Raw genomic sequence first — 16,942 nt, 5'->3', positions numbered from 1 at the left:
GAAAGCCGTGTGCGGGAGAACCGCATGCACGGATTGAAGTGGCGGGGGCTGGAAACGGAGCGTCATGCGCCGCCGCGCCAGCCCCCGACCCTACCTGAACCGTGACCCTCTGACGGCGGATCAAAACTGACTCACTTCGTGGCATCCATACCAACCTGATCTTGATGGGAGATCGGGAGGAAAGGCCAGGGCCTGCGCCCTGGTCCGGTCGGGTGCGTGCCCGTGACGCCCATGACCACCGAGTAGAGGCTGGTCTCCGCGGCGATGAAGAGACGGTTGCGCTTGGCGCCGCCCCAGGTGATGTTGGCGACCGTCTCGGGGACGTTGAGCCGCCCGATCAGAGTGCCGTCGGGGTCGTAGCAGTGCACTCCGTCGTCCATCGCGGCCGCCCAGAGTCGGCCGGCATCGTCGAAGCGGAGGTTGTCGAAGCGGGCTGCCTTACGGTCCCCGGCTTCGGCGAAGATCTCGCCGTCTGACAGCGTGCCGCCATCGCGTACGTCGAAGACCCGGATGAAGCCTGCCCGGGTGTCGGAGACGAACAGTTGCCGCTCGTCGACCGAGAAGACCAGGCCGTTCGGGGCGCCGAAGCAGTCGGCGACCAAGCGCACTTCGCCGCTGTCCGGGTCGATGCGGTAGACGTTGTTGGAGCCGATCTCGCTCTGCGCGCGATAGCCCTCGTAGTCGCTGGTGATGCCGAAGTCCGGGTCGGAGAACCAGATGGAGCCGTCGGACTTCACCGCCGCGTCGTTCGGGCTGTTCAGGCGCTTGCCCTGCCAGCGGTCGGCCAGCTCGGTGAGCGTGCCATCGTGTTCGGTTCGCGTCACTCTGCGGTTGCCCTGCTCGCAGGTGATCAGCCGGCCCTGGCGGTCAAGGGTGTTGCCGTTGGTGTGCCCGGCGGAACGGCGAAAGACGCTGACGGCACCCGTCTCCTCGTCCCAGCGCAGCATCCGGTCATTGGGGATGTCGCTCCAGATCACCTGCCGCCAGGCGGGCAGGTATATCGGTCCCTCGGCCCAGCGGCAGCCGGTGTGCAGGACCTCCAGGCCATCATCACCGTTCATGCAGCGACCTGTACGGAACCGGTCGTCGAGCATCTCGTACGGCGGGCGCTCACTGGTCATGAGGGTCCTTCTCATCCAGACAGGTGCCGAATCTGCTACGGCCTATGGGGCAGATTGCGGGATGAGATATCGTCACCGCAAGATCAATCCGAATGGAGAGTTGTGGATCACATCGATCGCACCCTGCTGGCGCAGCTCCAGCAGGACGCCACCCAGCCCTACGCCGCGCTGGGCCAGGCCGTGGGCCTCTCCGCCGGAGCGGCTCATGAACGCGTGCGGAAGCTGCGGGAACGCGGCGTAATCCGGCGCACCACCGTCGAGGTGGACCCGGCGGCGGTGGGCAACGCGGTCCTTGCCTACGTGATGGTCAACTCAGTCTCTTGGATGGGCGATTCGGCGGCGGCCTTCGCCGCGCTCCCCGAGATCGTGGAGGCGCACGTCATCGCCGGCAGTGCATCGGTGCTGGTGAAGGTCAGGACCGCGACCACCGAGCAGCTACAGGACGTATTGCGCCGGATCTACGCAATCGACGGAGTCAGCGGGACGCAGGCCACGGTGGTGTTGGAGACCTTCTTCGAGCGGCCGGTCTCTCCCCTGATTGCTGATAAGGAGTGATCTCGCGCGGACCCATGCCCCCTGCCTTCCTCGGCCACCACCACGGCACGAGCCTGCTGATCATTAACCCTCGGCGGCGATGATCAAGCTTCGTTGTCGCGGCGCACTCGGCGCCGCTTCTTCTGCCCGCCGTCTCGCTCATCAAGGGGTGTCCGGGTGTTCTTGAGGGGCCGGGGTTTTTGAGGGAGTTGTTGAAGGCTCTGAAGCCCGTTTCGGTGACCTTCGGCCGATCCTCAGAAAACGGTCGATTCTCGAACGCGAGAGGCTCGGCGTGGAGGTGCACCCCTCCAAGGCATGCTTCACAACATCTCTTTTGAAACAACTGTTGTAGGTCTACCCTCGGCGCATGGTCGCTTCCTCCGCTGCATCCGCCGAGTCCTGGGAACGGGACATCGAGCTCGACACCGCTGCCCTGCGCGTACTTGCTCACCCGCTGCGCTTGAGCGTGCTCACCTTGCTGCGTGAGCGCGGTCCGTCCACCGCCACCCGGATCGCCGACGAGCTCAGCATCAACCCCGGCGCAGCGAGCTACCACCTGCGTCGCCTCGCATCGGGCGGACTCATCGTGGACGAGCCGAACCGCGGCACCGGCCGCGAGCGGTGGTGGAAATCTGCCCATCGCCAGTCGATCCACGATCCTGCGGCCGCGCCTGCGGAGCAGCACGAGGCCGGACGCGCATACACGCACGCAGTCGCTCTTGCCGCTGCAGATCGCCTGCGCAGGGCTGCGCGCGAGGTGGCCCTGCTTCCTCAGGAGTGGCTCAACGTCACCACCTACAGCGACTTCCTTCTGTATCTGACTCCAGGCGACGTAGACCGGATGAAGACCGAGATCTTCGAGGTGATCTCGCGATATCGGCATGGCGAGAGCGAGGCGCCCGCAGGCTCCTCTCCAGTGGCGCTGCAAGTGCAGGCGTTTCCGGTGCCTGGCACGGCCGTGCCGCCGGCCGGTGACGCGTGAGCGCGGACGACATAGCCGCTTCCGTGCGGCCTGCCTACCGGGACGTCAACGTCCTGCGCTGGCTTGCCGCGTACACAGCTTCGGTCACTGGCGATGTCGTGTACTTTCTCGCCCTGTCCTGGGCCGCCACTCGCGTCGGAGGGCCGTCGCAAGTTGGCCTGGTGGTCGCAGCCGGGGCCCTCCCGCGTGCGGTGCTCATGCTCGGCGGAGGCGTAGTGGCTGACCGGTTCGGGCCGCGCCGGGTTGCTGTCGTCAGCGACGCGATCCGTTGCGCGGTGATCCTCGCCGCCGCTGCGACGGTCACGCTGGCGCCTCCGGGCGTGTGGCTGCTGGTTGCGGTCGCGTTGATCTTCGGCGTGGTCGACGCGGTGTTCATGCCGGCGGTGGGTGCGCTCCCGCCGCGCATCACGGCGCCTGAGCAGCTCGCCCGGGTCCAGGGGATGCGCGGGCTGTCGATCCGGCTGAGCAATGCCGTGGGCCCCCTCCTGGCGGGAGCCGTCCTTGTGATCGGCGGAGCGGCGAGCGCGTTCACGGCCGCGGGTGTTCTCTTCGCCCTCTCACTCGTCACGCTGCTCACCGTGCGGACTACTTCTTCAACGGAGGCATCTCAGCACGCCTCCGCCTGGCGTGAGCTGGGTGACGGTTTGCGATATGTCCGTCGCCACCGAATGCTCGCCCCGCTGGTCACGGTGATCGGGCTGAGCGAGATGTGCTTCAGCGGTCCGGTCGCCACCGGCCTAGTGCTCCTGGCCGACGAACGCGGCTGGGGCGCTTCTGGCATGGGGTGGATCGCGAGCGCATTCAGCGTCGGAGCCGCGGCCTCGGCGTTGCTGATCACCGTGTCGACCCGGATACCGCGCGCCGGGCTCGCGATCTGTGGCTCGTTGATCGTCACTGCCACGGGGGCGGTCGCCTTGGGGCACGCTCCCTCCCTGCCCATCGCCGTCATGTTCGGAGCCTTGATCGGTCTGACCAGTGGGTTCACCACGACCGTGACCGGAGCCCTGATCCAGACGGAGACCGACGCCCGATACCTCGGCCGGGTCACCTCGGTCACCACTCTGTGCACGCTGGGACTCGCACCCGTACTTTTCCCGGCCGTCGGTATCACGGTGGCCCTGTGGGGAGCGGACATGTTCTTCATCGGATGCGGCGCGACCTGCCTGCTCGCCGCAGCGCTCGGCCTCTCTGCCACCGTGATACGACGCGCCGAACTCTTACCGCCCAGTCACGCATCGCCGACCGAACGGTGACGGGACTGGACGGGCTCACGCATCCATACGTTCGTCGGCCGGCTCCTCATCGCCCGCCGTGCGGGGGCCGGGCACCGTGACCGCAGTGAGGTTGAGGCGGGCGGCCATATCGAGGTTGACCTCCCCGTAGGGGCGTACGTGGGACCAGAACAGCGGGGTCAGGCCGCGCCGGTCGGCGGGGGTGAGGAGGTCGACCCACTCCGGTTCGCCGAGGATGTCTTGGAGCATCAGGGTGTTCACGTAGACCAGGGCCGATTGCAAGATTCTCAGGCACAGGACAAACATCTCCTGCTCGTCGCGCCGGTTCGAGGCGATCTCTCCGCCCTTGCCGTAGGCGATCACGGAGTTGGCGCCGTTGGAGGACAGGAAGTCACGGATTCCCGACCCAAGCCCGTGCCGCGTAGCGGCACAGCAACGGAACGGAAGGCCAGAAACCTCGGGCTTCAGCACGAGGTACAAGTCAAGAAACGGCCCTCACCACCGGCGCCCCCCGGGCGGTCGCCCTCGCGGGCGACCCCGGGGCCGCGGCGCTCCTCCTCGGCGCCGCCTCCACCGCCCGCGCCTCCACGAGCGCGCCGCTTGAGCGGCTGCGGGTGTGGCGCGACGCCGGCGTCGACACCGTCCGCTTCCACTCCGCCGACGAGACCCTCAATGCCCGCCTCACCACTCTCGGTCGGGCCATCGACCTGGTCGGCGGCATCGAGGCCGAAGCCGTACGGTAGCGCGCCGCGTACGAGGCGCCACGCCCGCGAGCTGCGCCCCCGGCACCTTGCCGCGGCTGTGGAAACGGCAGGCGGTCGATCTCGGCAGCTTGTGACTCAGTGTGGTCAAAGCGTTCATCGTCGTCCGTGTCAATCGGCTATATCGCCCCAGAGTCAACCAGGCGGGGAGGCGGCGGTCGCGACAGAGGGTGACGAATCGATTTCGCTACAAGTTCCGAAATTAAACACGACGGCTCCCGGCACGCCGACGAAACACACCATTCCTACCGTCGCTGTCAGCCGCACAGGACCCCATAGGAGGTCCGCCGGACCAAAAAGGCTACTTTCCCCGGAAATCCCGTCTGTCCTCAGTGCCTTCATGAGACAGGAGCAGCGAGTGTCCAACATCTCCAGACGCGGCGCCCTACGGCTGGCCGGCGGCATGACCCTCCTCGGAACCCTCGGCCTGGCGGGATGTGGGCGCGGCGATGACACCGCTGCGACAGCCAGCGCCAAGCCCGTCGACAGTTCACCGGCCAAGGGCACCGTTCGTGTCTGGGCCGCCCAGGGCGATGCCGACGTGCTCGACAAGGTCATCAAGCCCTTCGAGGCCGCGAACCCCGATCTCGACGTGAAGTTCACGCTGATCCCGAACGCCGAGTACTACACCAAGCTCCAGTCGGCGATCGCGGCGGGCAAGGGACCCGATGTCGCCCAGTTCTTCCCCGAGTCGCAGTCCCAGTTCCTCGATCCGTCGATCCTTCGGCCCGTTCCGGACCGCCTCGTCGACCCGAACAGCTTCTTCAAGAGCCTCTGGGACGCCGGTGTGGTCAAGGACGTCGCCTACACGGTGCCCTGGTACGCGTACACCTACGCGCTCGTCTACCGCGCCGACCTCGCCAAGAAGGCGGGTGTCGAGGCGCCGGCGACGTGGGACGACATGGTGCCGTTCTTCAAGGCGCTCCAGGGTGCCGGCGCCGCGCACGGCCTCGGGGCCGACATCGGCTGGGACGTCTTCAACGGCCAGGACGCCGCGATGTACGCCTGGCAGGCCGGTGGCTCTCTGCTCTCGTCCGACGGCACATGGACACTTGACACTCCGGCGATGGCCGATGCGATCAAGTACAACGCGTCGTTCTTCACCTCGGGCATCGCCGACACCAGCGGCCCCACGTTCCTCGACGCGCAGCCGTACTTCGTGGCCGGCAAGACCGCCACGATGATCACGGGCCCGTGGGTCGTCGGTCAGCTCGACAAGGCCGCGGGCAAGGACGGCTGGACGGCGTCCCACGTCGCCACCGCACCCCTGCCGGCCGGGGCCTCGGGCAGCGCCTCCTTCTCCGGCGGAGGCAGTTGGGGCGTACTCGCCGGCAGCGGCAACGCGGACGCGTCGTGGAAGCTCGTCCGCTACGTTTCGAAGCCGACCACCCAGGTCGCGCAGTACAAGGCATACAGCTCGCTGCCGGCGGTCGTCTCCGCCTGGGACGCCCCCGCCATCGCCGGCCAGCCGCTGTTGGACGCCTTCCTGACGCAGATGAAGAAGTCCCGGGCCTTTCCCCAGGTGAGCACCTGGCAGCAGGTCGCGACCCGGCTGGGCAAGGAGATGGAGGCCGTGGCCAAGGGCGAGGAGAGCGCCGCGAAGGCCGCCGCGAACATCCAGTCGTACGCCGAGAGCCTCGGCACGGGTAAGAAGTGATCCGCGGATGACCACCACCCTCACCCCGGGGCCACCGCGTGGCATGCGTCGCTCACGAGGCGCCCGTCGTACGGCGGTCGCCTGGCTGTTCCTCGCGCCGTTCGCCCTCGTGTTCCTGCTCTTCACGGCGATTCCCACCGTCGCCGCGCTCGGGTTCAGCCTCACCGACCTGCGGGGCACGGATCTGCGACACCCGCTCGCGGTCGACTTCACCGGACTGGAGAACTATCTCCGCCTGTTCCAGGACGAGAGCTTTCTGCGGGACATCCTGAACACCATCCTCTTCGTGGCCGTCGGCGTGCCGCTGACCATGGGGATCGGATTCGCGCTGGCCCTCGCGCTGAACTCCGGCATCCGACGGCTGCGCGGCGTGTTCCGCACGGTCTTCTTCGCGCCGGTCGTCACGAACGTCGTGGCGGTCGCGCTGATCTGGCAGTACGCCTTCAACGAAAGCGGCACCGTCAACAAGGTGCTCGGCGCCGTCGGCTTCGCCGGCCCCAACTGGCTGGACGATCCGAACCTGGCCATGCCCGTGGTCATCCTGCTCGGGATCTTGCGCAACTTCGGCATCGCGATGGTGCTGTTCCTCGCCGGTCTGCAGGCGATCCCGGAGGACGTGTACGAGGCCGCCTCCCTCGACGGGGCCGGCCGGTGGCAGCAGTTGAGGCACATCACTCTGCCGCTGCTGCTGCCCACCACGCTCATGGTGTCGGTGCTGCTGACCGTCTTCTACCTGCAGGTGTTCGACGAGCCGTACCTGCTCACCAACGGCGGCCCGCTGGGCTCCACCGAATCGATGGCGCTGTACACCTACCGGCAGTTCGGATCCGGTGAGTTCGCGATGTCCTCGGCCGCGTCCTTCGTCATGCTCGTACTCGTGGCCCTGGTGAGCGTCGTCCAGTTCCGTCTGCTGAGGCCCAAGTCATGACCGCCGTCGCCGCGTTGGAGAACGCCGCCAAGACCCCCGACCGGACCGCCGTGCGCCGACGGACCCTCGCCCGGCCTCTGCTGTACGGCGTGCTGGTGCTGTGCGCGCTGCTCACGCTGCTTCCGTTCGGCTGGGTGCTCAGCGGCTCGCTGCGCAGCCTCGACGAAATCCGCTCCGACCCGGGGGCCTGGCTCCCGCAGCACCTCACCTTCGACAACTTCGAGCGGCTGTTCAACACCGAAGGCTTCGGAACGTTCCTCGCCAACAGCCTCGTGGTCGCGACCATCGTGGTGGTCGGCAACATCGTGGCGGCGTCGGCCGCCGGCTACGCCCTCGCGAAGTTCGACTTCGCGGGCAAGCGGATCGCGTTCGGCATGGTGATGGCCGCGATGATGGTGCCGTTCACGACCGTGTTCGTCACGCAGTTCGTGATCACGGTCAACATGGGTCTGGCGGACACTCTCGCCGGTATCGCGCTGCCCAGTGCGGCGCTGCCGCTGTCGGTCTTCATCATGCGGCAGTACGCGATGTCGATCCCCGACGAACTGCTCGAAGCGGCCCGGATCGACGGTGCGGGTGAGTTCCGGATCTTCTTCGGGATCTTCCTCCCGTTGGCCGGCCCCGCGGTCGCGACGATCACGATCATGTCGTTCCTCAACTCGTGGAACAACTTCATCTGGCCGCTCATCGTCGCCCAGAGCACGTCCAGTTACACACTGCCGGTGGGCCTGGCCGCCACCAGCCAGGCGGCGGCGCACGTCACCGACTACGGCCTGATGCTCGCCGGCGCGATCGTCGTGATGCTGCCGGTGCTGGTGCTCTTCCTGTTTCTGCAGCGCTACTTCGTGCAGGGCGTCGCCGGATCGGGAATGCGGTGACTTCGATGACCGACGGGACCAGCCCACCCGCCGAGCCCGGCGAGTTCGACGTACCCGGAGAGCCAGTGGCCGTACACGCCCCCGCCGGCACGGTCATCGGCCGTCGCATCGGGCGAACACGGCGCTTTCTCGGCATCCCGTTCGCCGAAGCACCCACCGGTGCGCGGCGCTTCGCCGCGCCGGTCCCACGCGGCCGGTTCACGGAGCCGTTCGACGCGTCCCGGCACGGTGCCACCGCGCAAGCCGTGACGCTGTTCGCCACGACCACCGTGCCGGAGCCGTCGGTCCCGGGCGCTGACGTGCTGAACCTCGCCGTCGTCGCACCGGCCGCGGACGATTGCCGCGAGCCCTTCCCGGTCATGGTGTGGATACACGGCGGCGGTTTCCTGGCGGGGAGCCCGGCCAGCCCGTGGTACGACGGCCGCGCCTTCGCCCGCGACGGTGTCATCTGCGTCACTGTCGGCTATCGTCTGGGCGTCGACGGATTCGCCCCCCTGGCCGACGTCCCCGCGAACCTCGGGCTGCGCGACCTGCTGCTCGCGCTGGACTGGGTACAGGAGAACATCGCCGCTTTCGGCGGTGATCCGGACCAGGTCACCGTCGCCGGCCAGTCGGCCGGGGCCGGGGCGGTGCTCGCGCTGCTCTCGTCGCCTCTGGGCAGCGGCCGCTTCCACCGCGCGGTCAGCCTTTCCGGTGTCACCCTCGACGTGGGCGAAGACACCGCCCGTGACTTCCTCGAACGGCTCGGGCACAGGCTCGGGGTCTCGCCGACCCGTACCGGATTCGGCAGTCGCACCGTGGAGCGCCTCCAACAGGGGGTCATCGACCTGCGGAGTGAGCGGGGCGACGGCCCGCTCGTGCTCGGTCCGTTCGTCGGCGACGACATCCTGCCGGTGTCCATCACCGACGGATTCACCGTGCGGGGGCACGACGTACCTCTGCTGCTCGGCGCGACGGGCGACGAGTTCGACAGCGGGGCTGTCGGCGGTGCCACACCGGAGAAGTCCCACCCGAGCCCCGTCGACACCGCCGCCCGCGCGGCAGGTACCCGCGTCACGGACACCCTCTTCCGCGCCGTCTGCCCGCGCGCGGCACGCTCCCGACGGAAGGCCGACGCCGGCACCTGGCTGTATTCCTTCGAATGGCCTTCCCCCGTGCTCGGGGGCGCCGCGCACTGCGTCGACATCCCGTACTTCTTCGACGTACTCGACGCACCGGGCGTCACCCAGGCGCTCGGACCGATCCCGCCCGCGGAACTGGCCACCCTGATGCACGCCGATCTCGTCGCGTTCGTCCGCGGTCCGGAGCCGGCGTGGGCGAGGGCGACCGGGGCGCCCGGCGATCCGGCCCGCGAGTACGGCCGGCCCGGCGCAGCTCTCGCGGCTGACACCACGGGTGTGTTCGATCCCGTGGCGCGCACGCTGTCCGAAAGGGCAGAGGAGCGGTGATGTCCGGGATGAACCAGAGCGCTGTCCGACGTGTCAACACCTCAGTCATCCTCCGCGCGCTCGCGGTGTCGGCCGGGCCGATGACGCTGACCGCTCTCGCCGCGCAGGCCCGCCTTTCCCGCCGCACCATCGAGCTTGTCCTCCACTCGCTCGTCGAGGCGGGCTGGGTGACAGAGCTGGACCGCGTGCCGACCAGCGGTAGTGCGGGGCGCCCCGCCCGTCGGTACGAGCTGCGGGCCGAACACGCACTCCTGGCAGCCGTGCGCATCACCACCTTGGACGCATCCGCGGTCATCGCCGATGTGCGCGGCCGCATCCTCGGCCGGGCCCACCGTCCGCTGCGTGCCTACCAGGATCCGCAGATCACGCTCGATGACGCGGCGGCGCTGGTGCTGGAGGCACTCGAAGCCACGGGCGGGTCGGCCGACCGTCTTCGAGCCGGTGCGGTCGCCGGCGGAGGCGCGATCGACGACGACGGGGTCGTACGGCGCCTGGTGCACACGACGCGATGGGAAGGCGTGGACCTGCCCGGAGAACTCACCCGCCGCATCCGGGTGCCCTGGTTCGCGGACAACGACACCAACCTCGGTGCGCTCGCGGAGCGTTGGCGGGGCGCGGCCGGTGACCACGACAACGTCGTGTGGGCGATGTTCGGGAACCGAGCCGGCCTCGGCGTCCTCATACGAGGGGCCGTGCACCGCGGTCTCGACGGCGCCGCGGGCGAGATCGTCCAGGCGGTGTCGATGATGACCGACTTGATCGAGGATCGCCCCGTGGCATGGCTCACCTCACCGGAACCGGCCAAGCGCGGTGTCGCGCTCGACCGCTTCGACGCGGCCCGAGCCGGCGATGCGACCGCGCTCGCGGAGGTCGACGAACTCGTGGAGCACATCGCGTCGATCCTCACGACCCTGTCGTGGACGGTCGCGCCGTCGCTCATCGTGCTCGGCGGCGGCCTGGAGGACGCGGCCGATGTGCTGCTGCCCCGGGTGCGTCAGGCGATGCGCGACGCCCGCACCCCCGCGGTCGAGCTGCGTGCCACCGGCCTGGGCCGCGAGGCCTCGCTCATCGGCGCCGTCAAGATGGCACTCGATCGCATGGACACCGAACTGTTCGGCCCGCTCGCCCCGAACGCGTGATCGCGCACCGAGCACCCACGCCCGACACCACCTCAGCATCAGCGGTACAACACAGGAGTCTCCCTTGACCGACACCCCCCACACCGACGTCCTCATCGTGGGCAGCGGCATCATGGGATCCGTCGCAGCGCGACTGCTCCGCGACACCGATCCGGCGCTGGACATCACCATGGTCGACGGCGGAAGCGCGATCGGCGAGGTCCCCGGCGTGCACCTGCACGACGTCGACGACCCGGTCATCTGGTCGCGCTACAACGAACACGTCGGCACCGGCATCCAGGGCATGTACACGGGCGCCGAAATGGTGCGCGACATCGCGGACAGCCTCACCGAGCTCCCGCCGGGCATGTTCCACGCGCTCGCCTTCGGCGAGGACGCCGAGTCGATGCCCCAGGCGGCACTCGCGTGGAACGTGGGCGGCATGGGCGTGCACTGGACCGCCGCGACGCCCTGGCCCGCCGGAGACGAGGTGTTCGACTTCGGCGAACCGGCCCGCTGGGCCACGGATCTCGACACCGCGCGCCGCGTCCTCGCTGTCACGCCCTCCGCGATCGGTCCCACCGAGGTGGGCCGGATGGTGCTCGACGTACTGCGCCGCCGCTTCGACGGCGTCGGACCGGACGACCGGCGGCCCCGGCCGATGCCCATGGCCGTCACCGCGACGGCATCGGGCCCCCTGCCGCGCACGGCCCCGGGGACGATCTTCCCCGCGATCGCGACGGGCGGGGACCCGGCCTTCACCCTGGTGACCGGTACGCTCGCCACGTCGCTCATCGTCCGCGACGACGGCCGCGTCGCCGGCGCCCGCGTGCGCCGGATCGCCGACGGCGCCGAGTCGGACCTCCTCGCGGACACCGTGATCGTGTGCGCCGACGCGCTGCGCACCCCTCAGTTGCTGTTCGCCTCGGGTATCCGACCCCAGGCGCTGGGCCGGTACCTCAACGAGCACGCGTTCATCACCGCCCGGGTCCTGCTCGACCTCGACCGATTCGGCATCGACCGCGACGCCCTGCCCCTGCCGCGCCCCGGCGAGTTCAGCACGGACTCGCTCTGGCTGCCCCAGAACGGAGCGGCCCAGCCGTTCCACGGACAGATCATGAACCGTACGTACGTGGATGAAGACGGCCGCCCGCTCGCGCACTCCGTCGGCCTTTCGCTGTACGCCCCGGTCGAGTCGCGTCCGGAGAACCGGCTCGTGTTCTCCGAGTCCGAGACCGATCTCGCCGGGATGCCACGGATCGGCGTCGAGTTCGGCTACTCCGACGCCGACCGGGTGCTGCTCGGGCGGGCCCTCGACGAGGTCCAGTCGATCGCCGAGGAGTTCGGCTCGTTCGATCCCGCGACGGAACGCGCGCTGCTCCAGCCCGGCTCGTCGCTGCACCTGACAGGTACCGTCCGGGCCGGCGCCACCGACGACGGCACCAGCGTGTGCGGCCCGGACGGCCGGGTGTGGGGCCACGACAACCTGTACCTCGCCGGCAACGGCGTGATCCCCACCGCGATGGCCGCCAACGTCACCCTGACCGGTGCGGTGACCGCCGTACGCGCCGCCCGCGCCGTCGCTGAACGATCACGCGCGCTCGCCGCGCACCGACTCGCCGCGCACTGAGAGGAATCCCGACCCCATGGTGGACATCCCGAAGGAATACCGCGTGGCGCTGCCCGCGTGGATCGACGACGAACTGGCCGACGTGCCCGCCGTCATACCCGACCGCGACGACCGGATGCGCCTCGTGCACCGCCTGGCCGACCGCAACTGGCGTGAGGGCAACGGCGGTCCGTTCGCGGCACTCGTCGCCGAGCGGGACACCGGCCGGATCGTCTCGGCCGGCGTGAACGTCGTCCTCGCCTCCGGCGTCTCCAGCGCACACGCCGAGGTCGTCGCGCTCGGACTGGCCCAGACGGCGGCCGGCGGCTGGGACCTCGGCGGCGACGGGCTGCCGGCCCACGAGCTGGTCGTGAACTGGCGCCCGTGCATCCAGTGCTACGGCGCAGCGATGTGGTCCGGGGTACGCGGCCTCGTGGTCGCCGGCGAGGGACCGGAACTGGAGGAGATCACCACTTTCGACGAGGGCCCGCTCGGCGCGGACTGGGCCGAGCAGTTCGAGGCGCGCGGCATCGAGGTCGTCGGGGACGTGCTCCGGGACGAGGCGCTCACCGTGTTCCGCGCCTACCGGAAGGCTGTCGACACCGCCGACGGCATCGTGGTCTACAACGCTCGCGGAGGTGCCGAATGACACTGCTGAACGACGGCACCGAACCGCGTTTCGCGACTGACGTCATCACCTTCTACCACCCGGACTTCTGGGGCCTCGAGTCCGCCGACGCCGTCCGCGCGTGGGCCCTCGCGAACCCCGAACGATTCTGGGAGCGGGTGATGAACGCTCTCGTCGAGGCCGGTGTGACCGGCATCGAGCTGACCTTCGCGCCGGGCGACATCGACTCGGTCCTGCGGGCCTTCGGCAGCGCACCGGCGTTTCACCGCGACCTCGCGGCCCGCGGCCTGTCCGTCGTGAGCACCTTCATCGCCGACAGCGAATCCCCGGACTGGCGGCACGGCGAGAACCTGCCCGGGATCGTCGCCGACGCCGAGCGACGCGCGGCCTTCCTCGCCGAGGTGGGGGCGGAACTGCTCGTCGCCGGACTGCCCATGCGTACGACGTTCGGTACGCGTCCGCCCTTCTTCGTCGACGCCGCGTACATGGCCCGGATGGCCGACATCGCCCACATGGTCGGTGAGGCCGTCGCACAGTTCGGTGTGAAGCTCGCCTTCCACACGGAGTCCAACAGCACGCTCTGGTACGAGAGGGACATCGACCTGTTCATGGCCCTGACCGATCCGCGCTACGTGTGGCTGTGCCCCGACTCGTGCCACATCGCACTCGGGGGAGGCGACCCCGTCGCCGTCGCGCGCCGCCACTCCCAGCGCATCGCCCTGGCGCACTGGAAGGACGCGGTCAAGCCGATCGACGTCGAACTCACCATCGATGAAACGGTCTTCGCCCAGCAACAGCCCTACATGACCGAACTGGGCACGGGCATCGTGGACTGGAAAGGATGGGCCGACGCGATGTCGCTCACTCCCGGCGCCGGCATCGTGCTCATCGAACTGGACGAGGCGGCTGATCCCGTTGCCGCGCTCCGGGCGGGGACGGCCGTCGTGCAGGAGGCCCGGGCGTGATCGACTTTCCGTATCCGAGGCCGACCGAGAGGAACCCCATGCCCTCGCGAGCACCTGAGCCCTTCACTGTCCCGGCAGTCGACATGTCCCCCTACGTGAAGGGAGGGTCGGAGGCGGAACGCCGCAGGGTCGCGCAGGAGATCGACGACGCCTGCTCGGACGTGGGCTTCATCCAGATCCTGGGCCACGCGATCCCGGAGTCGGCGATCGCCGGCCTGGCCTCGGCGATGGACGCCTTCTTCACCCTGTCCCTGGAGACGAAGAAGACCTACTGCGTCACCGGCGCCAACCGCGGCTACAGCCCACCCAAGAGCGAGTCCCTGAGCCTGAGCCTCGGCGTCGAGTCGGCCAGCCGCATGAACGACTTCTTCGAGGCCTTCAACGTCGGCGTGGAGGCACGTTCCTTCGCTTCGCCGGACCTGTCCGAGGAGGACTACGGGATCAACGTGTGGCCCGAGACCGGCGGTTTCACCGAGGCAGTCCAGGCCTACTTCGATCACGCCGGCCGTGTCGCACGCACCCTGACCCGGATCTTCGCCGACGCCCTCGGCCTGGATCCCGAGTTCTTCGCCCGGCTCACCGGCCACTCCATCGACGTACTGCGCATGAACAACTACGCCCTGCCGGAAGGAACGATCACCCTCGACGGCGACCTCATCGGGATGGGGGAGCACACCGACTTCGGGATCGTCACCGTCCTGTGGGCCGACCAGGTCGCAGGCCTCCAGGTCCTCGGCCGCGACGAACGCTGGCACGATGTCGCGCCGGCCGACGGCGCCCTGCTGGTCAACCTCGGCGACCTGACGGCCCGGCTCACCAACGACCGGTGGATGTCGACCCTGCATCGCGTCAAGCCCCCCATCGTGGACGGCACGGTCAAGCGCCGCCGCTCAGCCGCCTTCTTCCACGACGGCAACCCCGACGCTGTCATCGAGACGCTGGACAGTCACCATGACGCCTCCGGGCTGGCATACGAACCGATCACGGTCCGGGACCACATCAAGGCCAAGCTGGCCGGATCACGGCAGGGCAAGAAGAACCTTGCCGCAGCACGCGAAGCCGCACGTGTCCTGGCCGCCGCGAAGACAGGCATGGAAGGGCCGTCGGAAAAGGCTGCCCGCTGATCCGGCGGAGGTGCGGCCACTTCCAGTAGAAGGCGACCTTTGCCCGGCATCACCGCCGGCGCGTCGTTGTCGGCGCCCCACCGCAAGCTTTCGCGTACCTCAACCATCCGAACAGAGGCTCACGACCGAGGCCGGGCGCCAGGTCCCAGTCGGGCGGTGACTTCCCTGGGGGTGAGGGTGGAGTGTGTCAATCCCCTGGTTCAGAGCTTGGTCATGGTCCTCGACCGTGGTCGAGGAGGTCGTACGGATCTCTGTGGCAGGCCGGACAGCGCCACAGCACCGCGATCAAGGATATCTGGAGCAGGGACACGACCTGGTAGAGGTTCAGGGCGTGTCCCCGGCTTTTGGGCTGAGCCGCTGTTCCAGGCAGAACAGATGGGCGGCTGAGACCAGGGTGACGTGGTGGTGGAATCCGCTGTAGGACCGACCTTCGAAGTCGCCCAGGCCGAGGGCCCGTTCCATCTCCCGGTAGTCGGTCTCGATGTACCACCGGCTGGTGGCGTGCCTGACCTGAGGCGACCCCGGTGGTGTGGACACTCTGACAATGGATCTTGTAGATCCGAGGAAGGGTGTCCTGGTGGGACGGAAGTCTCCGTATCCGGCGGAGTTCAGGAGTGATGCGGTAACGCTGTACCGCGCGGCGGGCGGGAAGCGCACGTATGCGGCGCTGGCGGCGGATGTCGGGGTGACCGGCGAGACGCTGCGCAGTTGGGTGCGCCAGGCCGATGAGCAGGCGGGCCGCGGCAACCGCGACGAGCCTGTCGCCGAGGGCAGGGATGAGGAACTGGCGAGGCTGCGTGCGGAGAACGGCCGGCTGCGCAGGGCCGAGAAGGAGTGGGAACTCGAGCGGGAGATCCTGCGCCGGGCGGCCCAGTATTTCGCGAAGGAGACGAGGGCATGACCCTCCGCTGGGACTTCATCTCCAACAACCGGGCCGACCTCGGCGTGCAGCGGATATGCCGGGTGCTTCAGGTCTCGCGCTCGGGCTTCTGCCGGTGGATCGCCGGTGCCAAGGCCCGCGAGGTGCGGCAGGCCGCCGATGATGCGCTGGCCGCGGAGATCCGCGAGATCCACACCGACCACAAGGGAACGTACGGAGTGCGGCGTGTCCATGCCGAGCTGCGGAGCTTCGGACACACGGTGAACCGCAAGCGCGTCGAGCGGCTCATGCGCAAGTGCGGCCTGGAGGGCCTGCATCTGCGGCGCCGCAAACGCACCACGATCCCGGACCGCCTTGCACCGCCTGCCCCGGACCTCGTCCGCCGCGACTTCTGCGCCGGGCAGCGGGACGAGAAGTGGTGCGGGGACATCACATATGTGCAGGTCGGCGGCTCGTGGCTGTATCTCGCCTGTGTCCTGGACATCTGCTCACGCCGGGTACTCGGCTACTCGATGGCCTCCCATATGCGGGCCGAACTGGTCATTGACGCCCTCAAGGTGGCCGTGGCGACCCGCGGCAGCCAGGTGGGCGGGGTGATCTTCCACGCGGACAGGGGCTCGCAATACACCGCGGCCGCGTTCGCGCAGGTCTGCGACGGTTTCGGGATCCGCAGGAGCATGGGCAGGGTCGGCTCGAGTTACGACAATGCCCTCGCCGAGTCGTTCTGGCAGGGGCTCAAGAGCAGGGTCATTGCATGATCGGGATCTGTCCGGGTTGATCACTTGAGGCCGAGAGCCGACAGTGGTCGGAGGTAGTCGTGGCTGGTGCGTCGGAGGGCGGCGGCGATGTTGGTCTCGCCGTTCTGGCGGAAGAGGCTGATGGCGAGGTTGCGCAGGCTGGCCATGGTGCGGGGCAGGGTCCCGGTGCGGACCTTGGAGTCGTCCTCGCGGAAGGTCCGGTCACGTACGTGGTGCAGGAGATTCTCGATGCCCCAGTGGCCCCTGATCCAGGCGGCGAGCTCGGCCGGGGTGGCGTCGAAGACATCCAGGCTGGTGATCAGGTAGACGCGCTCGATCG

15 protein-coding genes and 3 pseudogenes are annotated in these 16,942 nt (G+C 68.8%); 14 read left to right on the top strand and 4 right to left on the bottom strand.

Annotation, left to right across the window (positions count from 1 at the left end):
- Positions 1–131: 131 nt before the first annotated feature.
- Positions 132–1,121 carry an SMP-30/gluconolactonase/LRE family protein gene (locus AB0D14_RS43580; RefSeq protein ID WP_362790693.1) on the bottom strand — a complete coding sequence of 330 codons (990 nt, stop codon included), beginning with the start codon at positions 1,119–1,121 and terminating at the stop codon, positions 132–134.
- Between the two features lie 102 nt (positions 1,122–1,223).
- Between AB0D14_RS43580 and AB0D14_RS43575 the strand changes: the two genes are divergently transcribed.
- The 3 genes from AB0D14_RS43575 (at position 1,224) to AB0D14_RS43565 (ending at position 3,890) form a co-directional block, all read left to right on the top strand.
- Complete coding sequence (locus AB0D14_RS43575; RefSeq protein ID WP_362790690.1) at positions 1,224–1,676, top strand: Lrp/AsnC family transcriptional regulator; 453 nt, start codon at positions 1,224–1,226, stop codon at positions 1,674–1,676.
- Between the two features lie 346 nt (positions 1,677–2,022).
- On the top strand, positions 2,023–2,637 hold the full coding sequence (locus AB0D14_RS43570) for a helix-turn-helix domain-containing protein (RefSeq protein WP_362790687.1): 615 nt from the start codon (positions 2,023–2,025) through the stop codon (positions 2,635–2,637).
- Complete coding sequence (locus AB0D14_RS43565; protein WP_362790684.1) at positions 2,634–3,890, top strand: MFS transporter; 1,257 nt, start codon at positions 2,634–2,636, stop codon at positions 3,888–3,890. Before AB0D14_RS43570 ends, AB0D14_RS43565 begins: the two co-directional genes overlap by 4 nt.
- A 15-nt stretch (positions 3,891–3,905) precedes the next feature.
- On the opposite strand, the gene AB0D14_RS43560 is transcribed toward AB0D14_RS43565, so the two are convergent.
- The gene (locus AB0D14_RS43560) at positions 3,906–4,340 is read right to left on the bottom strand and encodes a Tn3 family transposase (protein ID WP_362790681.1); all 435 of its coding nucleotides are present in this window, start codon (positions 4,338–4,340) and stop codon (positions 3,906–3,908) included.
- 131 nt (positions 4,341–4,471) lie between these two features.
- Here AB0D14_RS43560 and AB0D14_RS43555 point away from each other — a divergent pair.
- The 10 genes and pseudogenes from AB0D14_RS43555 to AB0D14_RS43510 all read left to right on the top strand — a co-directional run.
- A pseudogene (locus AB0D14_RS43555) lies at positions 4,472–4,612 on the top strand (F420-dependent methylene-tetrahydromethanopterin reductase); the annotation flags it as partial.
- Between the two features lie 376 nt (positions 4,613–4,988).
- Positions 4,989–6,287: an extracellular solute-binding protein gene (locus AB0D14_RS43550; protein ID WP_362790678.1), complete on the top strand. Its 1,299-nt coding sequence runs from the start codon at positions 4,989–4,991 to the stop codon at positions 6,285–6,287.
- Between the two features lie 7 nt (positions 6,288–6,294).
- The gene (locus AB0D14_RS43545; RefSeq protein WP_362790675.1) at positions 6,295–7,215 is read left to right on the top strand and encodes a sugar ABC transporter permease; all 921 of its coding nucleotides are present in this window, start codon (positions 6,295–6,297) and stop codon (positions 7,213–7,215) included.
- Positions 7,212–8,093, top strand: coding sequence for a carbohydrate ABC transporter permease (locus tag AB0D14_RS43540; protein ID WP_362790672.1), 882 nt, complete (start codon positions 7,212–7,214; stop codon positions 8,091–8,093). Before AB0D14_RS43545 ends, AB0D14_RS43540 begins: the two co-directional genes overlap by 4 nt.
- A 5-nt stretch (positions 8,094–8,098) precedes the next feature.
- Entirely contained in the window at positions 8,099–9,541 is a 1,443-nt protein-coding gene (locus tag AB0D14_RS43535; RefSeq protein ID WP_362790670.1) for a carboxylesterase family protein, read from the top strand.
- 8 nt (positions 9,542–9,549) lie between these two features.
- Positions 9,550–10,680 (top strand): ROK family transcriptional regulator, encoded by a 1,131-nt coding sequence (locus AB0D14_RS43530; protein WP_362790696.1) that lies wholly within the window; start codon positions 9,550–9,552, stop codon positions 10,678–10,680.
- Positions 10,681–10,744: 64 nt separating this feature from the next.
- Positions 10,745–12,289, top strand: a complete 1,545-nt coding sequence (locus AB0D14_RS43525) for a GMC oxidoreductase (RefSeq protein WP_362790667.1) — start codon at positions 10,745–10,747, stop codon at positions 12,287–12,289.
- A 16-nt stretch (positions 12,290–12,305) separates the two neighbouring features.
- On the top strand, positions 12,306–12,917 hold the full coding sequence (locus AB0D14_RS43520; RefSeq protein WP_362790664.1) for a nucleoside deaminase: 612 nt from the start codon (positions 12,306–12,308) through the stop codon (positions 12,915–12,917).
- Positions 12,914–13,861, top strand: coding sequence for a sugar phosphate isomerase/epimerase (locus AB0D14_RS43515; RefSeq protein WP_362790661.1), 948 nt, complete (start codon positions 12,914–12,916; stop codon positions 13,859–13,861). Before AB0D14_RS43520 ends, AB0D14_RS43515 begins: the two co-directional genes overlap by 4 nt.
- Before the next feature lie 38 nt (positions 13,862–13,899).
- Complete coding sequence (locus AB0D14_RS43510) at positions 13,900–14,985, top strand: 2-oxoglutarate and iron-dependent oxygenase domain-containing protein (RefSeq protein WP_362790659.1); 1,086 nt, start codon at positions 13,900–13,902, stop codon at positions 14,983–14,985.
- 324 nt (positions 14,986–15,309) lie between these two features.
- On the opposite strand, the gene AB0D14_RS43505 is transcribed toward AB0D14_RS43510, so the two are convergent.
- Positions 15,310–15,522 (bottom strand): hypothetical protein, encoded by a 213-nt coding sequence (locus AB0D14_RS43505; protein WP_362790656.1) that lies wholly within the window; start codon positions 15,520–15,522, stop codon positions 15,310–15,312.
- Between the two features lie 40 nt (positions 15,523–15,562).
- Here AB0D14_RS43505 and AB0D14_RS43500 point away from each other — a divergent pair.
- A pseudogene (locus tag AB0D14_RS43500) lies at positions 15,563–16,605 on the top strand (IS3 family transposase); the annotation flags it as partial.
- A 38-nt stretch (positions 16,606–16,643) separates the two neighbouring features.
- Here AB0D14_RS43500 and AB0D14_RS43495 read toward each other — a convergent pair.
- Positions 16,644–16,942: pseudogene (locus tag AB0D14_RS43495) on the bottom strand (ISAs1 family transposase); the annotation flags it as partial.

Origin of the sequence: Streptomyces sp. NPDC048484, assembly GCF_040651415.1 — a bacterium.
In the GTDB taxonomy this organism is placed as follows: Bacteria; Actinomycetota; Actinomycetes; order Streptomycetales; family Streptomycetaceae; genus Streptomyces.
The sequence above is the reverse complement of the archived record's forward strand: the minus strand, read 5'-3'. Positions and strand labels throughout refer to the sequence as shown.

What these genes read in the sequence shown, in the direction of transcription:
- AB0D14_RS43540 (WP_362790672.1), top strand. Translation starts at nt 7,212, where the DNA reads ATGACCGCCGTCGCCGCGTTGGAGAACGCCGCCAAGACCCCCGACCGG.
- AB0D14_RS43570 (WP_362790687.1), top strand. Translation starts at nt 2,023, where the DNA reads ATGGTCGCTTCCTCCGCTGCATCCGCCGAGTCCTGGGAACGGGACATC.
- AB0D14_RS43580 (WP_362790693.1), bottom strand. Translation starts at nt 1,121, where the DNA reads ATGACCAGTGAGCGCCCGCCGTACGAGATGCTCGACGACCGGTTCCGT.
- AB0D14_RS43515 (WP_362790661.1), top strand. Translation starts at nt 12,914, where the DNA reads ATGACACTGCTGAACGACGGCACCGAACCGCGTTTCGCGACTGACGTC.
- AB0D14_RS43530 (WP_362790696.1), top strand. Translation starts at nt 9,550, where the DNA reads ATGAACCAGAGCGCTGTCCGACGTGTCAACACCTCAGTCATCCTCCGC.
- AB0D14_RS43520 (WP_362790664.1), top strand. Translation starts at nt 12,306, where the DNA reads ATGGTGGACATCCCGAAGGAATACCGCGTGGCGCTGCCCGCGTGGATC.
- AB0D14_RS43510 (WP_362790659.1), top strand. Translation starts at nt 13,900, where the DNA reads ATGCCCTCGCGAGCACCTGAGCCCTTCACTGTCCCGGCAGTCGACATG.
- AB0D14_RS43545 (WP_362790675.1), top strand. Translation starts at nt 6,295, where the DNA reads ATGACCACCACCCTCACCCCGGGGCCACCGCGTGGCATGCGTCGCTCA.
- AB0D14_RS43535 (WP_362790670.1), top strand. Translation starts at nt 8,099, where the DNA reads ATGACCGACGGGACCAGCCCACCCGCCGAGCCCGGCGAGTTCGACGTA.